General features: G+C 47.1%; 16 protein-coding genes. 1 reads left to right on the top strand and 15 read right to left on the bottom strand.

Going from position 1 to position 17,636, the window contains the following annotated elements; genetic code table 11:
- Nucleotides 1-583 precede the first annotated feature (583 nt).
- The 11 genes from EDM55_RS24155 to EDM55_RS24105 all read right to left on the bottom strand — a co-directional run bounded on the left by EDM55_RS24155 (nt 584) and on the right by EDM55_RS24105 (nt 10,463).
- Nucleotides 584-1,180, bottom strand: a complete 597-nt coding sequence (locus EDM55_RS24155; RefSeq protein WP_170184468.1) for a beta/alpha barrel domain-containing protein — start codon at nt 1,178-1,180, stop codon at nt 584-586.
- Nucleotides 1,177-2,010: a BtpA/SgcQ family protein gene (locus EDM55_RS24150; RefSeq protein WP_092277534.1), complete on the bottom strand. Its 834-nt coding sequence runs from the start codon at nt 2,008-2,010 to the stop codon at nt 1,177-1,179. Before EDM55_RS24150 ends, EDM55_RS24155 begins: the two co-directional genes overlap by 4 nt.
- A gap of 37 nt (nt 2,011-2,047) precedes the next feature.
- Nucleotides 2,048-3,379: a PTS galactitol transporter subunit IIC gene (locus EDM55_RS24145; RefSeq protein WP_122961555.1), complete on the bottom strand. Its 1,332-nt coding sequence runs from the start codon at nt 3,377-3,379 to the stop codon at nt 2,048-2,050.
- Between the two features lie 27 nt (nt 3,380-3,406).
- Nucleotides 3,407-3,682: a PTS sugar transporter subunit IIB gene (locus tag EDM55_RS24140; protein WP_092277528.1), complete on the bottom strand. Its 276-nt coding sequence runs from the start codon at nt 3,680-3,682 to the stop codon at nt 3,407-3,409.
- 44 nt (nt 3,683-3,726) lie between these two features.
- Nucleotides 3,727-4,503, bottom strand: a complete 777-nt coding sequence (locus tag EDM55_RS24135; RefSeq protein WP_258957982.1) for a DeoR/GlpR family DNA-binding transcription regulator — start codon at nt 4,501-4,503, stop codon at nt 3,727-3,729.
- A 220-nt stretch (nt 4,504-4,723) separates the two neighbouring features.
- On the bottom strand, nt 4,724-5,308 hold the full coding sequence (locus EDM55_RS24130; RefSeq protein ID WP_122961554.1) for a hypothetical protein: 585 nt from the start codon (nt 5,306-5,308) through the stop codon (nt 4,724-4,726).
- 36 nt (nt 5,309-5,344) lie between these two features.
- A complete protein-coding gene (locus tag EDM55_RS24125; RefSeq protein ID WP_092277194.1) occupies nt 5,345-6,460 on the bottom strand; it encodes an aminopeptidase in 1,116 nt (371 codons plus the stop codon).
- A 1-nt stretch (nt 6,461) separates the two neighbouring features.
- Nucleotides 6,462-7,748 (bottom strand): MDR family MFS transporter, encoded by a 1,287-nt coding sequence (locus EDM55_RS24120; RefSeq protein ID WP_170184467.1) that lies wholly within the window; start codon nt 7,746-7,748, stop codon nt 6,462-6,464.
- Nucleotides 7,749-7,864: 116 nt separating this feature from the next.
- Entirely contained in the window at nt 7,865-8,689 is an 825-nt protein-coding gene (locus EDM55_RS24115) for a helix-turn-helix transcriptional regulator (RefSeq protein WP_170184466.1), read from the bottom strand.
- 144 nt (nt 8,690-8,833) lie between these two features.
- Nucleotides 8,834-9,370 (bottom strand): cysteine hydrolase family protein, encoded by a 537-nt coding sequence (locus EDM55_RS24110; RefSeq protein WP_122961553.1) that lies wholly within the window; start codon nt 9,368-9,370, stop codon nt 8,834-8,836.
- Between the two features lie 46 nt (nt 9,371-9,416).
- Nucleotides 9,417-10,463, bottom strand: coding sequence for a zinc-binding dehydrogenase (locus EDM55_RS24105; RefSeq protein ID WP_122961552.1), 1,047 nt, complete (start codon nt 10,461-10,463; stop codon nt 9,417-9,419).
- Nucleotides 10,464-10,597: 134 nt separating this feature from the next.
- Here EDM55_RS24105 and EDM55_RS24100 point away from each other — a divergent pair, with 134 nt between their 5' ends.
- Nucleotides 10,598-11,506, top strand: coding sequence for an ArsR/SmtB family transcription factor (locus EDM55_RS24100; protein ID WP_092277180.1), 909 nt, complete (start codon nt 10,598-10,600; stop codon nt 11,504-11,506).
- Nucleotides 11,507-11,603: 97 nt separating this feature from the next.
- On the opposite strand, the gene EDM55_RS24095 is transcribed toward EDM55_RS24100, so the two are convergent.
- The 4 genes from EDM55_RS24095 to EDM55_RS24080 form a co-directional block, all read right to left on the bottom strand.
- Nucleotides 11,604-12,722, bottom strand: a complete 1,119-nt coding sequence (locus EDM55_RS24095) for a mandelate racemase/muconate lactonizing enzyme family protein (protein WP_092277177.1) — start codon at nt 12,720-12,722, stop codon at nt 11,604-11,606.
- Between the two features lie 29 nt (nt 12,723-12,751).
- On the bottom strand, nt 12,752-14,131 hold the full coding sequence (locus EDM55_RS24090) for a YfcC family protein (protein ID WP_092277174.1): 1,380 nt from the start codon (nt 14,129-14,131) through the stop codon (nt 12,752-12,754).
- A gap of 107 nt (nt 14,132-14,238) precedes the next feature.
- Nucleotides 14,239-15,549 carry a transcriptional regulator gene (locus EDM55_RS24085; protein ID WP_092277171.1) on the bottom strand — a complete coding sequence of 437 codons (1,311 nt, stop codon included), beginning with the start codon at nt 15,547-15,549 and terminating at the stop codon, nt 14,239-14,241.
- Nucleotides 15,550-15,629: 80 nt separating this feature from the next.
- A complete protein-coding gene (locus EDM55_RS24080) occupies nt 15,630-17,549 on the bottom strand; it encodes a PAS domain S-box protein (protein WP_170184465.1) in 1,920 nt (639 codons plus the stop codon).
- Nucleotides 17,550-17,636 lie beyond the last annotated feature (87 nt).

The following is a 17,636-nucleotide window of genomic DNA, read 5'->3' as shown; positions in this document are numbered from 1 at the left end:
TTCAAAGCTGGCAAATCATTTCATGATAGACTCATCAACGCTTTCGCTGTTCAGTTTTCAAAGAGCATTTTGTCCAGCGGTCTCAACCGCGGAATTTCATAATATCAAATCAAGAGGAACAAGTCAACGCTTTTTTCAATTCCACTTAATTTATTCTGTCGCATTAAACTTATCGCGGACAGAACATTAATATAACATGAATCCATCAGTAATTCAAATACTTTTTTTCACTCTTGTACTTAGAATTATACCAATTGAGCTACACCGGCACATTTATTATGGTGGCTCGCGACGGAATCGAACATGCTTCCCTTTCCTGATCATAGAAGCGCTCTTATTGACCGAGCTATAGGTCCAATTCTGCGTCACAGAGTTAGAATACTAGCAGGTATAGAGGTCAAAATCAATGGTAGTATTAGGAATTAATAAAAGCCAGAGGCAATCCAGGGCACAATAAGCAAGTCCTAGACTGCCTCTGATTCATTGACTTAACGATTCTTGTTCGTTCCATTAAATGAGCATATCGCTTTTATTAGATCGTTTCCGATTTAAGTTACTCCGCGACTTGCCTGCCGGAGCTTTCCTATTTGTGCCCAAACACAGCCCTACCCATCACAGCATGGGTAACCCCGATACGCTCCAACTCCTCCAGTCGATCAGTAGTGACTCCCCCATCTACCCACAGTTCAATGGAGGGAACAGCCATTCCTACTTGCTTCGCTTTTTCTATTATAGCAGGGATAAATTGCTGTCCCTGCCCATCCGGTTCGGCTGTCATGATCAGGACGGCATCGGCGCGGCTCAACACATATTGAAAAGGCGCAATCGTTGACTTGGGGTTAAATGCCAGCCCTGCCTTTATTCCTCGACGCTGCACGGCTTCAACAAACGAGCTGGGGTAATCCAGTGCTTCGACATGAACGAAAATCACGCTTGGTTGGCAGGCGCAGATTTCCTCCAGATAGTCGAATGGATTGGACACCATCAAGTGAAACGAAAACGGAAGGTCGGTCACTTCGCGCAGGCTTTTCACGGTTTTCATGCCAAATGTGATGTTGGGAATAAAGTGACCGTCCTCGATGTCAATATGCAGGTCTGTGTACAGAGTCGCATCCAGTCGTTTGACTTCCTCCTCCAGGCGCAGCGGGTTTGCGGACGCAATCGAGGGGGAAATGATCATCGTACCTCGGCCTCCGACTGCCATTGAGCGCGGAATGCTTTGACTTTGTCCATGAATGCTTGAACGCGATTCGGATCGACGTGATTCTCAAATTTGCCATCGACCTTGAAGGTGGTTCCGACAACAGCCCCATCTGCAATCGCGAGCTGCTGTTCCACATTCTCTAGCCGCATCCCCGTATTGGCCAGTACGACTGTGTGCGGTACGATGGCCTTTACCCTCTGCAGCAGCTGTGCATCCGTCTCGGTTCCCGCTGTCAGCCCCGAGACACAAAGCGCGTCCGGACGATTGTTAAAAACTGTGGATTTGGAGATGCTTTCGATATCACGATCAGCCATGTACTTGGCAGCCTCCGGAACGATATTAAACAACAGCTTCACCTGTTCTGCTCCGATCCGATGCTGATGCCGAATGGTCTCTCCTACATTAGTATCCCATATGCCAAAATCGCTCGCGTAGACGCCCGTAAAGATTTCACGGACGAACCCTGCTCCGGTGGCAGCAGCCAAATCTAGTGATTTTTTCGCATCCCATAGGACGTTCACCCCAAACGGTACGGTAATCTCCTTTTTCAGTTCTCCAATAATCCGTGCCATTGCGGCGACCGTCTCCGTTCTTACATCCGTCAGATACGGCAGACTGAACTCATTGGAAAACATGACGGCATCGACGCCACCCTCCTGTAGGGCCAATAAGTCCTTGCGGGTCATCTCGACGACGTAATCCATCCCTTTTCCTTTGTCGTAGTACGGGTCTCCCGGCAGCGGCAGGATGTGGCACATCGCGATAATCGCCTTCTCCGTCCCGATCACATCTTTTAGCCAGGTCATTGCACGACTCCTCTCTCTCCAGCCTGTTGATGCTCCTTTATTTGGACAGCACGAGCTTTTTGCTGAATGCCAGCAAAGCCCCCACTAAGACCACAATAATCGCTACCCCCAGCGCTTGCAGTGACATCAGCTTGCTGATCACGAACGCCACCCAGTTGCCCGCGGACAGTGCAGTAATTTGCGTCGCGCCTTCTGGGAACGTAAAGCCCGTATTTTTTGCCGTATCCGTGATGATAGGGGCAAAATAGCTGGCGAACAGGAGGACAATCGCCATCATAATCGTGCCGCTGATCAGCGTGCGCACAAAATCCCCACGATGAATGGGTGTTGCCATGGAGATAAAGAAGGCTGTCGCTGCCAAATCACCCAGAGGAAGCGTGGAATTAAGAGGAAGAATCATAGCCAACACGAGAGTAATCGGTATGAGCAAAATGCCCACCGTAATGGTCGTCGGGTGTCCAAGCGTCACAGCAGAATCAAGACCGATGTAAAACTCCGAGCCTTTGAAGCGTTTTTCCATAAACGAACGAGCCCCTTCCGAGATCGGGACCAATCCTTCCATAATGACCTTAACCATCCGTGGCAATAGCAGCATCAGGGAGCCCATCGCGATGCCCAGCTCCAGAACTTTTTTCAGATCGTAGCCGACAAAGATGCCAATCAAGATACCTAAAACTAAGCCGATCATCATCGGCTCGCCCATCACTCCGAGCTTGGCTTGGATGGACGAGGTATCCGTCTTGCGATTTTGCAGTCCAGGAATCTTGTCATACAGCTTTTCCAACAGCATGTAAACAGGGACAGAAGAGATCGCATAGCCTTGCGCGACGGAGATTCCAGGGATGCCGATTTCCTTTTGGACGCGCTCTGCGGATAAGTCCGCCATCTTCAGTGCGACAATACAATGGGCTGCCGCTGCCAACAAGCCATAGAACATACTACTAGTGACAGTCATGACGACTGCACCCGTAAAAGCAAAATGCCAGTAGTTCCAGATGTCGATATTGACCGTACGCGTCTGTTTGGAGATCAGCATCAGGACGTTGACGAGAAGGGTAAAGGGAATAATCACGGCCCCCACCTTGGTAGCAAAGGCGACGCCTGCCGCTGCCGCCCATCCAGCGTCGATCACCGTTAATTGCAGATGAAATTTCTCGACGAAAATAGTAGTAATGGGGCCAATATACGTCCAAATAATGCCGAGCACGAGGTTCAAACCCACGAATCCGATCCCTACCGTGACACCTGCACGGATCGCCCGCAAAAAACTGAGTCGAAAGCAGAGACCGACAATCGCGATGATGATCGGAATCATCACCATGGAGCCAAGATCGCTAAGATAGGTAAAAACTTGCAGGATGGCTTCCATTCTTCTTCCCCCTTTTCGTCAGCACGTTTATTTGAGATGCCCCAAAATCTCCTGTTCCGTCTGCTCACGCCCAATGCCGGTCAAAAAAGAGATCGCCGTCACGATTGGCTTGTCGTATCTGTTTTCCAGTTTCATGGAGGTAATGATCAGATCTGCCCTGGCCGCGTGTCCGGCGATATCCGCCACCGTGCACTGAATGATGTCCGCAGCAATCCCGTTTTCACTCAACAAATGTTTCACTCTGTCGCAAATCAACGTAGATGTCGCAATGCCTGCCCCGCAGGCGATAATCACTGTCTTCATCTGCTTCACCCTCCCAAATGAACTCGCAACGCTTCTCGTGCCTTTTATTTGAGGTCTTCTTTCCCTCCTCTCTGGACTTTTCCAGCAATGTGAACGTGAATTCCCTTCTCCTGCAGCACTTTGAGTACGCCCTTTTGCTCAATATGTCTGTCTGTGATAATGGCATCCAACACGTCCAGATTGGCAATGTGAGAAAACGCAACCTGTTCAAACTTGCTGCTGTCGGCCAATAAGATCACCTCTTTGGCTATAGCTATCATCCCTTTCTTGATGTTGAGTTCATCGATATTGGAGTTCGTAATTCCCTTTTGAATGTCGACAGCGTCTGCTCCCAGAAACACTTTATCCACGTTCAGATTTTGCAGAAGCATCTCTGTAAACGGACCGACGAGGCTGTATACACCTCTGCGCCTCTGGCCTCCCAGCACGACCAGATCAATGGCCTCATTTTCACACAGGCACATCGCGCTTTTGATGTCATTGGTAATGACCGTGATGTTTTTCGACTTGACCAGCTGCTTTGCCAGCATCAGCGCCGTCGAACCACTGTCGAGCAGAATCGTCTCCCCCGGATGGATAAAGGTGAGCGCCAGCTGCGCGATCATTTCCTTGTTTTCCGCTGCTTGCCTTTCTTTTTCGGAGTGCCGAGGCTCGAAATTCGTTCCTTTGTGCAGACTTGCCGCTCCTCCATAGGTGCGAATGATCAATTGCTGTTCTTCCAGCTTCAGCAGATCTCGCAACACAGTTGGTTTCGATACATCCAACAACTCCGTCAACTCAGCAATGGAAGCAAATCCTTTTTGATTCACGTACTGTGTAATCTTTTCGTAGCGTTCCGCTTGCAGGATGGCAAACTCCTCCTCTAAAACCAGCCAGTCATGAAAGGAAAGGTTGATGATTTACTCTGACTCATTTTTATTAACTTTGATTCGATTTGATACTTACTGATTTGCAAAAAAAATACCCTTACGAGATTCTAGTGTCTCGTAAGGGTAAGATTGTATTGCAAATTCCCCGTTTAAGCCATCACCATGACTGGGCTTATTTGGAAAGAACTCCTACTTTTTTATAAGTTTTTGCCTCCACATCAAATTCATAAGCGGTTGAAGAAACAAACTCGTGGTTTTTGTGCTCATTAATATAGAGATTAAATCCATTTTCATGGGCTACATGGACATCAATTTCAGGATCTTTTACAGGCTCTGTTCTAAAGGAAGTAATTCTTGTTAATTGGCCTTGAAAATAGTTATAAACGCTAACGAATATAATTGATTTGTCCTTTTTATCGTGCTCAATGACCAGAAAGTCATGTGGATAGCCAAAAGCTGTTAAATACAGAAAAGAGGTTATTTCAGTAATGATCGTATCTCCTGAGTTAGGAATCTCTACATATTTCCCATTATCCTCCAAACAGAAGCCTTTTCCAAATGGTAATCGTATATTTACAACAAGATTAACATTACCAAACCCCATTGGTTTATTAATTGCATATTCAGGTTCAAGTTGTTTTGTTTCCATCTTAGTAATATTGCTTTTTCCTAGTACACTGTCTGCAAAACCAGGTGTCCCTCCTAAGAAAAAGATTGAAACTAGAATTCCCGTTAGCATTAGACTCATTTTTTTCACGGTATCACCTTCCAAATTTCTCCGAGAGCATGCTTCTTATCTTAACTCTTCAGGATTTAGGCAAAATAATTCCGGAACAACGAATTTACCGTCTTTTCGTATCAGTCGGTCATCAAACCAGATTTCTCCTCCTCCGAATTCCGGTCGTTGAATTAACACCATATCCCAATGTATGGCGGAATGATTGCCATTGTATGCATCATCATAGCAATTTCCTAAGGCTACATGTAAAGAGCCATCGATTTTCTCATCAAATAAAATGTCCTTTAACGGTTTTTTAATAAATGGATTCATGCCAATAGCAAACTCCCCGATTGAGCTTGAACCTTCATCCGTCCGAAGGATTTCCCATAAGCGTGAAGTATCATTGGCAGCAGCTTTCGTAATTACTCCTTTTTCAAAGGTCAGCTGAATCTTCTCAAAAACAAACCCACTATACGGAGTTGGGGTGTTAAAAGTGATTACGCCATTCACAGAATCTTTTACTGGTGCAGAATACACTTCGCCATCAGGCAAGTTTAGTTGACCCGCACATTTAATTGCTGGCATTCCATCCATCGAAAAACGCAGGTCAGTACCGGGACCTACGATTCTTACTTGATCTGTCTGGTTCATCAGTTCTACCAATGCATCCATAGCAAGATTCATTTTCTCGTAATTCATGGTACAGACATCAAAGAAAAATTGTGTAAACGCTTCTGTACTTGTTTCTGCAAGCTGTGCCATTGCTTCATTTGGATAGCGCACAACCACCCATTTCGTATGTTTTGCCCGCTGCTCGATATGCACGGGTTTGATGTAGAGTCGTTCATATTGAAGCATTTTTTGTGTCGGTATATCTGACCACTCATATAGATTGCTATTTCCCCGCACGGCAACATATCCATGCATCATGCTCATGAAACGAGAGTCGGCTTCCCCCCATAGACGTATTTGTTCTTCCGGAGCGTTCATAAGCAAGTCACGCATCACCTGTCTGTCCCGAAGGTTGATAAATGCATTCCCACCAACTTTGTGAACCTCTCGTGTAATTGCTTGTATAAGCTCGCGCGGTATATCTGTTGCCTCAATAAGAACATTTTCATTTGGTTGTGTTTGAATGGAATAATTTACAATGATTTCCGCAAGGCGTTCTATTCGGGATTGAAACATGTCAGATTCCTCCGTTCACATGAACTGTTTTTACTTTCACCTGTTCCTTTTGTGCAGCTACAAACATGGGCACCGCCAACAGTGTCATGATCATCAAAATACTAAAAACAAGCGGTCCTTGCGAAAACCCAAAATGAGTAAGAAGCACTCCGCCAAACCATGGACCCATGCTTTGTCCAATAAATTGAAAACCACTCGCACCAAAGTAAGTCCCTCGAAGATGTTCCGGTGCAATCTCTTGAATAACCATTTCTGCCATCACAAAACACAGCAATTCTCCAATCGTGAACATCACCATAGACAGAATGAGCGGTATAAGTGAATGGAACACACCGAATCCAACCAAAGAAACAGCAAAAAATACAGTGCCTATCTGCAAACAAGCCATGGAAGAAAAACGTCGGGCAAATCGCAATAAAGGCACCTGCAGTGTCACGACTGCGATTGTGTTGGTTGTGATCAGATAAGACAACAGTTGAACCCCATTGATAAATCCGGGTGCGTTTCCCATGTACTGAACAAGTGTAGATTCCATATGGGCATAAGCAGCCGTTAAGAACATCGTACCAATCAAAAAGGAACGGAACACCCTGTCACGAAGTACAACACCGAATGCTTGCTGAAAACCAATTCGTGCTTTCTGTCCTTCATTTGCGGAAGTCATTGGGTACGTTGCTTTCAGTATGATTACCAACATCAGAAACAAGGCATATGCACTGCTAGTAATAAAAAATGGAGCTGTTGATTCAGCGCTCCCGAGGTAAACACCTGCAATCGGTCCAATTGCCGCACCGGCATTGATAGCAAAATACCGGGCATTGAAAACGGTCAGTTGATCTTCAGGTTTGGTGATATCTGAAAGTAATGCCTTAGAAGTTGGCTCGAAAATATTTCGAAAAAATCCATTTAGTGCGCTGATCAGAAAGAAACTGGTGATGGAATCAGCAAATGCATAGCCAGCGAACGTCAGGCACCACCCAAGTAAAGATAGGATTAATACCGGAAAACGTCCGTATCTGTCTGACCAAACACCTCCCAAGAAGCTACTAAAGGTACCAACGAGGAAACTTACACCAATAATGGCTCCAGTTATATCTGCGTCGATTCCCTTACTTTTGTAGAGGAATATCGCCAAGAACGGCATCGTCATGTATGTCGCTGACCTCGATAAAAAGGTCCCGGATATCATGCACCAAACGATTGGATGAAAACGAGCCATATCATTCACCTGCTCTTTCTTCGGGGAAAATTGGATTCTTTGGGTAATATAACGCACTATTTTTGACATGACTCCCCAGAAATTGTAGGTGAAAGAATAACAATTTTTGAATGCGAAAAGAAAAAAGCATTTTGATGGATTCATCCATTAAAATGCTTCATGACTAGGGGTGCTATTTGATTCTATTAGACGCTTTTCCTGAATTCGCTCGCGGTCATTCCGTACTTCTTTTTAAATAATCTTTCAAACGTGTTCAAGCTACCAAAACCTACTTCAAAAGCAATGTCCGTGACCTCACAAGAGGTTTTTCTCAATAACTGCTCAGCATGCCGAAGTCTATAGTCCGCAATGTATTGGCTAGGCGTCTGTCCGACATACTCTCTAAACAGTCGAATCAAATAATATTTGCTGATTCCAGAAGCGTTCGACAAAGTATCTAGATCCAACTCATTGGAAAAATCGTCGTGTATATAATCCATGGCTTTTCGCAAAGAGGGGTGGTCATTATAGGAAGCCTCCATTCTCCAATCCTTGGAATGGGTCCCTCTCGTGTGTGAAAAAAGTAAAGATGCCAACTCGTACTCAAACTCTTGTAGCTCTTCTAGATGAAGAGAACTATCCAGGGTATGTTTCATCATGCGGGTAACCATTTTTTTAAAGCCTTCCGCGGAGCCTTCGACCCAAGGTGAAAATTCGAGCCGCTCCACAGTCCGCTCGAGCCGCTCTGCCAACACTCTCTCCAAGAATGACTTTTTCAAGTTGATCAGTAATAGCCTCGATCCCGCTTCATTCGAATAATGATAGTGTTTTTCATCAGGAGAAGTAATACACCACCATCTTTCTTGAAACTTTCGATCCTGGTTATTGATTTGAATGAAAGGAGTTCCAATAAGCGGAATGCTTAGCTGAAAATCTGATCCATGACCATGAATTTTGGGATCCGCTGTTTTCGGGGAAAATTGAATCATCATCAGCTTGCTTTGCTCTAGATTTAATTCGAACAGTTTCATTGCTACTCCCCCAGCCATACTCTTTGCAAAGCACAGGTACCACGATCGGTTTTACCCATTGTAACGATTATACTCTGTGCATCCGAAAGATTGATTCACTTTTTACAATTCCTGCATATTCCCGCTTGCAAGCTGAGAGGTTCCTTAACAAAGCAACACATTATGGGACATTGTTACAGCAATGCGTCTTTCTTTTGCAAATGTGTTACTGAGGGTACGGTTATGATGTTGAATGATGCTTGCTGCAGAGATGACCCCATCAGCGGTCGTATGGCCGTCTTCTACTAACGTCACATCAAAGCCTAACGCTATGGCGCTGCGACAAGTCGAATCGACACAATACTCGGTCCTCACTCCCACAACTACCAAGGTAGAAACGCCCCGTCGCTTCAAATCATTCCTCAATGAAGTTTGATAAAAGGCATCTGCAAACTGCTTGTGAATAATGATATCTGCTTTGCGTGGAATGATACCCACAGCAAACTTCCAAAATGGCGTCCCCCTCTCCATCAGTCCCCCTGACTCCCCCTCGTGTTGGATATAGAAGATAGGGATATTTTCCCTCTCTGCCTTCCCTATCATTTTTTGGATAATGTTCAGGGTCTCGTCTTTCTTATAGGTTCCTAAAAGCGGTCCAACTTGGGCATCGATCACAACCAGTGCTGTTTGCTGATCTTGCATCTTTCGCTCTCCCCCGGATTTGATTTGATTTTCAGGAATTTTTCGATCAATCCATATGAATCGCAATCTTGCCGAAATGAGAACCACTCTCTAGATGCTCCACCCCTTGCAATGAGTCTTCCAGCGAGAACACTTTTGAGATGACAGGACGTAGTTTGGCATTACTAAAAAACCGTACCGCAGAGACCAACTCAGAATATGTATGCATGGCGGTGCCAACTAGCGATACTTGTCTAATCATCAGATGATAGGTGTCCAACGTAAAGGTTCTTCCCGTAACAAATCCATAATTTACTACCCTACCTAAATCCCGTACCGACTGAATCGCTATAGGCATTGTTTTGGAACCACCGCCATCTACGACCAGATCCACCCCATTTCCATTTGTTAAGTCTATCACACGTTCCACGACATCCTCGCTCTGGTAGTTGATTCCCGCAGCAGCCCCGAGAGCCATTGCTTGTTTCAATTTCTCATCTGACGACGAAGTGACAATCACTCTTGCCCCCATAGAAACAGCGATCTGCAAAGCAAATAACGCAACTCCCCCACCAATTCCTTGAATCAGGACGGTTTCACCTGGTTGCAGCCCTCCACGGGTAATTAACGCCCGCCAAGCGGTACCCAGTCCCATTGACAAAGCAGCTGATTCCTTCACATCCAAGTGTTCAGGCTTTGGTATTAATAGTTTGGCAGGAACAGCAACGTATTGTGCAACTGTCCCATTTAACCCAGTGCTCCCCATGATGTTCCCTTTTAAACAAGCCACATTTTGCCCGAGCAAACATGCTGAACAAACACCACAATAAGCAAGCGAGCTCCAAATAACTGGATCCCCGATGCTCCAGCTCCTAACATTTGATCCGATGGACTCAACGATACCTGCGCCATCCGCTCCCACTGCATAGGTGGACACAGGAAAGCTCGCATCCTGCTCCCTCATCCTTTTATAAAAAAGCGGCATGTTCAAGTCCCTATGATTCAAAGCCGCTGCATGAACTTTTACTAAGACTTCATCTGGACCGATTTGAGGGATGGGTAACTCCCCTTTGGAAAAGGTTAATGTTCTTTCATCGACTAACAAGGCTTTCATGCAAAACACCACTTTCCGTTTTTTGAACCGATAGTTAAGTTCGTTACAAAACGAACTAAAACCTTGATTCGATTATAGGAGAGTGCTACTATTTTGTCATTCCTTTTTTTCAAAGTTCGAGGAGGAACGAACTCATGACTTATTCGGTAGAAGTTTCCTTTGCTCCAGCCAATGAACTGATTACCAGTTTTTATACCTTTCTTTGCACAAAGGCACACAAAAGATTGGAATTAGGTCCAAACTGGGTAAAGAACACAACTGAACAATTATCGGAGCGCTTTGCAGCCGAATTGAAAGAGCTTGAATATTGGAGTGATTGGGGGCAATTGCAACTTTTAGTTTGGCAGTGTCCCAAAAAAGAAACGACGACTCAGTTTCTACTTTGGCTGGAGAGTTTATCTGTAGGGGAACTCTTTGAGCGGCTTTCTCCTTGGATTTCTACTTTTCCCGAGGATCTGGGGGTTGTTAGAGACAGAGTAAGCTACTTTCTTTCCGAATGGGACCAGCAGTATTTTCAATCCGTATCATCTATGATTGTCGATCCGTTGATAACCGATGCAAACGAGAAGCTCCAATGGAAAGCAGCACGTGGACCGGTGGAGTTAATAGAGCTTGCTACCAACGGACTGTATTTTGAACCGGTTGATCAAGCACACCGTGTGCTGCTGATCCCGCAATATCACTCTCAGCCCGTTACGTTGCTCCATTGCTACCGAGGAATTGCCGTCTGTCAATATTCTTCCGATCATTTACCTGTCATAGAAGATAATTTGCCTTCCCCCTCGTTATACCGCCTTACACGTAGCTTAGCAGACAAGACCCGCCTGCAAATTCTGCACTATCTGAAGTCCGGACCCAAAAGCTACATGGAAATTGTGAATCATATGCAGATGGCCAAAAGCACGATCTATGAGCATACATTGAATCTACGCTCTGCCGGTCTGATTCGAGGTCATGTTCTTGGTTCAAGCGTGGTTTCGTATAGCTTGCGTGAAGAAGCACTTGATTGGATGAATGACCAACTCAAAGCATACCTGAAATGATTGCGTATTCTAGTAGGCATAAAAAAGGCAGCGGATCCATGCCCCCAATCACAAAAAGAGCGCAGGGCTCAGATCCCGCGCTCTTTCTCCTTCTCTTCTACTTTTCCCCGGAAATGACAGCGGACATCTGCGTCAGTTCCGCGATGGTCTGCTCGTTGACGTCGAGTCCCAGGCCCGGTCGATCTGTCAGCCTGATCGTTTTCTTCTCATATGGGAACTCAGCTACATCCCGTGCGAACATGAAAGGTCCGACCAGCTCGTTGGAAATAATCGCCTTTTTCGCCGCAGACAAATGGGCGCCTGCCGCGCTGGCGACGGCGGATTCGACCATCGATCCGACCTGACATTCCATGCCGACCATTTCGGCCTGGGCAACCAGCTTCAGTGCGGGATAGATGCCCCCGCATTTCATCAGCTTGATGTTCAGCTTGTCAGCAGCCTGCTTGACGATCGTTTCTCGCATTTCGCGGTCTCCGTGCACGCCTTCATCAATCATCACCGGGATGTGAATCTGGCGGCGAATCTCAGCCAGCGCTGTTATGTCATCCGCGACCACCGGCTGTTCGATCCAGTCGATATTGCAGTCCTTTACCTGCTCTAGCACCCACATGCTCAGCGCCTTGTTTCTCCACCCCTGATTGGCGTCGACCCGCAGCTGTACTTTGTCCCCAATCGCTTTTCGCACCGCCTTGATTCTTTCCACGTCAACGGCTGGATTTGTTCCAACTTTGATCTTGATCGTGCAGTATCCGTCTTTGAGTGCCTCTGCAGCCTGCTGTGCCATGACCTGCGGCTCCAAAATGCTGACGACAAACGGGACAGCCATGACTTCGTGATAGCGCCCTCCGATGAGGTTGTAGACAGGCTGACCAGTCGCTTTGCCCATGATGTCATAGCAGGCTAGATCGATCGCTGCTTTGGCGGAGGGAGAACCGTAAATCGTCTCCGCCATTTTCTCGTGAAGATGCTCGATTGCAAACGGGTCTTCCCCGATCACGAGCGGTGCCAGATGATGAACGAGTGTGCTGTACGTGCTCTCCCAGGTCTCTCCCGTCACATGCTGGTCGGGAGTCGCTTCTCCGTACCCAGTGATCCCTGTATCTGTCTCCACCTTGACCAGCAGTGTGGGCATGTCGTAGTACGTTTCGTAAGCCACGATAAAGGGCCGAATCAGGGGAAGCTTGATGCCTGAGACGGTAATCGATGTAATTTTCACTGTGGATCCGCCTTTCTATTTACAAGGACTCACTGATAGCCAATCAAGTGCGCAATCGTCACGAAAACGGCACCTAAGATATAGTGGCAGATGATCAACGGCAGCAGCCACTTGGCCCATTTCACCCATGAGACGCCCGCCAATGCGAGACCTGCCATGAAATAGCCGGAAGTCGGCGTGAAAATGTTGGAGATCCCGTCTCCTAACTGAAAAGCAAGTACAGCTGTTTGACGCGTCACACCAACCAGGTCGCCAAGCGGAGCCATGATTGGCATCGTGACAGCAGCCTGTCCACTGCCAGATGGGATAATATAGCTGATCAGACATTGCACGATGTACATCCCGATCGCAGTCAGACTGGTCGGCAGGGAGCCTACCGCATTTGCCAGTCCGTACAGAATGGTATCCATGATCTTGCCATCCTGCAAAACGACGAGAATCCCACGAGCGACCCCGACAACCAATGCTCCCATCACCAGCGTACGGCAGCCTTCGATGAACGCCTCCGCAATATCGTTTAACGACAGCTTGGAAACAATCCCCATCAGAACACCCATCAAAAGGAACAAGCCAGCGATTTCCGTCAGGTACCAGCCGAGCTTGGAAACTCCAATCGCCAGTACGACCAGCGTAGCCAAAAGGATCGTCAAAACCAGCTTCTGTCTCCCGGTCAAGCCGACAAACTGCTCGGTAGGCGACTGCTTTTCCTTCAGTGTCAGATCGCTGTCGTAAGTAATGCTGCTCTTCGGATCCTTTTTCACTTTATCTGCATAACGCATCACAAACCAGATGCTGACCCCGACAAACACCACCCACATAATCAAGCGCAGACCCAATCCCGAAAATACCGGGATCTGCGCAATCCCTTGTGCGACCCCGACGGTAAATGGATTCATAAAGGCAGAGGCAAAGCCTGCGGAAGTACCGAGCAGAACGACAGCAGCCCCGGTCATCGAGTCAAAGCCAAGCCGCAGCATGAGCGGTACGAGAATGGTGATGTACGGAATCGTTTCCTCCGCCAGACCCAGCATCGCTCCACCTAGCGCAAAGAACACCATGAGCACCGGAATGATGAGCTTTTCCCTGCCCGCCATCCTTTTCGAGATACTCCCTACTGCGCCTTCAATGACATTCGTCGAGCGCAAAATACCGAACGAGCCACCTACAATAAAAATGTAAAAGATAATGTCCGCTGCCCCGGTCATTCCCGTATAGACTGCTTGAAAGACATCCATGAAGCCTGCTCGATCTGCTTCGACTGGATGATAGCTGCCATCCACGGCGATCATGCGGCCATTGGCATCTTCTGCCCGATCATACTCACCAGGCGTTACCACGTACGTAGCGATTGCCGCTAGTAAAATAACGGAAAACAAAATAACAAAAACGTGAGGTACTCTTGAAGCCATGTCGGAATCCCCCCTTATTTTTCATCCATTATCGACAAACGTCGTTATCTTGTCGCTAATTATTAAAAAATATAACGAAAAATAAACACGGCAGTCAAGAGAATTTTCTAAAAATTGATTCGGTAAACGGCTCTTGGTCTTCCCTGACGATAAGGCTGCTCCTCGCCAACAGGTACGATAAACTGATGGTTCACCATTTTCTTCAAAACGCGCTCCGCACTTCTCCTGCTCAGCTGCAAATATTCCGCGAGATCCGTTGCGGTAAAGCTGTTTTCTCTACGCAGTTTAATAAACGCAGATAGCTTGCTGATCGTCGCCACACTCATCCCTGTTTGCTCGGCCACGTGCAGCAAATCCCGATTTTCGCTCTTCAAATGAAAGGTCTTGCTGTTTGCACTCAAGGGACCGATGACCTCTTTTTCGTGAGTGACCAGAAACGCGCTGCTGTTTCTCTCTTGCTTTCGAGCATGAAACAACCCGATCCGTGCGTGAGCTTCCGCCTCTTTTGCCGTCATGCCAAAGCCAAACCCCATACTGATGCTCACGCCAAATAGATCCTCCATGTTTCCCATCGCAGGCATTTGCGTGAAGTTGCGTGTCATTTGTTCAATGCTTCCTCTGGTCCCATAAATGATAAATTGGTCCAAGCCGAGCTGCTGGATCGAGGCATCTGTCTCTTTCCCTAAATCAAGCAGCATCTGCTGCAGCATTATTCCTGCGTTCGGCTGAGTGCCGCCTCCTTCCTCCAGCTGGTTGATCGCCGCCAGCCCGACCGCGATTTGGGCATTCTCGCTGATCATCAGCTGTCCGAAGTGAGCTGCTCTCGCCACCGTTTCGCGAATGCTCTTTTCCGGTACGATCATATTGATACACGGGATGTCTAGCAATCGCAGCCGTTCATAGACATAATCGACGCTGGTCAGAATCAGATTGCTCCTGCCGCACTCGAAGTTTTCACGATGGAAACGGATCATATCCTCGGGATCAAAAGGCGTGCCCTCCCCATCGACGATTTGGCTGTAATCTTTCACGTGCCAGCCGCTGCTATCCAGCTGCCATTCTGCAACCGCTTGCTCCAAATACCGCTGTTTGGGAGTATCCACGGATAAAAAGCGCAAACCTTCCTCGCGGTTCAGCAAGATATGACCGAGGTTCAAGGTGAGCGTATACTCATCTGAGGGAATATAGACAGAAGGCAGCTGCTGCTTTCGGGTAGAACGTCTTGTCCCATAATAATAGGGAAGCGGCCCCGCAAACAGCAGCACGTCGCAGTCTTGAATTTGCTGCACCAGCGTCTCGCACTCCATTGGATTCCGATATATGTATGTCGTGAATTTAATGTCGTTGAAATGTTCCGCGTGCGCCGTAATACGCGGGGCAAAGTCCTCAGGTGTAATTACGGCTACTCGTATCAACATGAATGCCTACCGCCTTCCATCCAGCTTGCGTCAGTCACTACAGCAAATATTTTTTAATTATAACAGAAAATTAAAATCATTCACATATCTTCTATTGGCAATAAGACGGTTACGGTAGTCCCTTTCCCTACTTCACTTTCGAATTGCATGACACCCTTGTGATGCTGAATGATTTTTTGGGTAATCATCATGCCCAGTCCCGTGCCCTGCTCTTTCGTGGTGTAGAAGGGATCCCCGATCTTATCCAGCTTTTCTTTCGGAATCCCGCATCCTTCATCGGTAAAGGAAAGAGCGAGATGCTGGGCGCGTCTTTGCGAAGCGATTTTCATTTTTCCGCCGTCCTTCATCGACTCAATCCCGTTTTTCATGATGTTGACGAAGACCTGCTTCAACTGATTCTCATCACAAAAAATAGGAGGCAGCTCGCTTTCCAAAGACAGCTCGATCTCCACGGCACTCATATTGGCCTGCGATTCCAACAGCAAAGCCACATCGTTTACGATCTGGTTGACGCATCTTTGCTCAAATTGCTCCGGCTTGGGCTTGGCTAATACAAGCAGCTCTCCCGAGATCAGCTCGATTCGCTCCAGCTCGCCCTTCATAATGTCAAAATAGCTTTGGTCCGCTGTGGGGAACTGATGCTGGAGCAGCTGGGTAAAGCCTTTCAAAGAGGTCAGCGGATTGCGCACCTCATGGGCGACTGCTGCTGCCAGCTGTCCTACTGCTGCCAGCTTTTCCGACTGCCGCAGGATTTCATCCGTCTGCTTTTGCCCAGAGGTATCTCGCCAGATCGTGAAATAGCCTGTCACCTCTCGATTCACGATGATGGGAATATTGTGTGTCGCCACTTCGATCAGATGTCCCTCTTTATGTACCAGCTTTGAGGATAAAGTAAACGGAGCGCCTTCTTTGACAAAAGAGTCCCAAATCCTTCCTGCTTGCGCCACTTCGTCTTCCCCAAGCAAATCGCTATACGAGAGCTGCAGCAGCTCTTCTTTTCGATAGCCTGTCATTCGTTCAAACACCGGATTGACCTCGATGTACGCACCAGTCAAATCAATCGCCGTTACTCCATCCGCGTTGTACGTCATCAGCGACTGATACCGTTGCTGGCTTTCGATCAGCAATTGCTCTGTACGCTTCTGCTCCGTGATGTCCTGAATAATCCCAAACATTTTCGTCGGGTCGGCTTTATCTGGATTGACCTCACGTTGGGACAGCACGATGCGTTCTTCTCCATCTGGACGCAAAATCCGATATTCCACACGCAGGGGATGACCATGACGCGCGCAGTTGATTTGCTGCGTGATATCCTGGGCAATCCCGTACACGCCAACGATTGATCCCTCGACTATGATCGGCATGTTCGTAAACTTCATCCGAATGATTTCAGCCGTTTTTGTCCGAATCCTCGCTTCGAATCGCTGCGAAGCTCCTTTCGCTGCCGCTTCAAAGCATTGTTTCGTTTGCGGCAAATCCTGTGGATGAATGTGCATGTGAAAATGCTGGTTCACAAGCTCCGTCCGGGAATATCCGGTCAATCTCTCTGTTGCTGGATTTACGTTTATGTAATAGCCCGATAAATTCATGGCGTAAATGGCATCGGGATGCTGTTCAAAGAGCGAATGAAAATACTGCTTTTCCAGCTGCACATTTTGTACAAAAGCTGCGACTTCCCGAAACAATACATAGATCCCTTCCTCGGACGGAAAGGCTTTTACTTCAAACCACGCCTGCAATCGTTGTGAATATTCAATAAAAAAAGCTTCCACCCGACTCTCGGATACTTGACGGAGCTGCGCAAAAAATTCCGGCTCATTGAAGCGCCAATGCTCATAGACGTTTGTCCCGAGCTGTACGTCGCGTTCGCTAGTTAATAGGAGACTTCCTTTCGTATTCACGTGAAGGACGTTCCAATGGCGGTCAAAAGAAATAAATCCATCACTGATATTTTCTAGAAATTGTTGCTTATATCGTTCCCACACTCCTGGCAGCGCCATTTTCTCCCCCCTCCTGTTCATTTTTATCCATCATTATGGACTTCTGTAAAATACTGAAAAATCCTCTTTATCCCACCCTTTTACGAC

The organism is Brevibacillus centrosporus (assembly GCF_003710815.1).
GTDB classification, from domain to species: Bacteria; Bacillota; Bacilli; order Brevibacillales; family Brevibacillaceae; genus Brevibacillus; species Brevibacillus centrosporus.
This window is presented reverse-complemented; position numbering and strand designations above follow the sequence as displayed.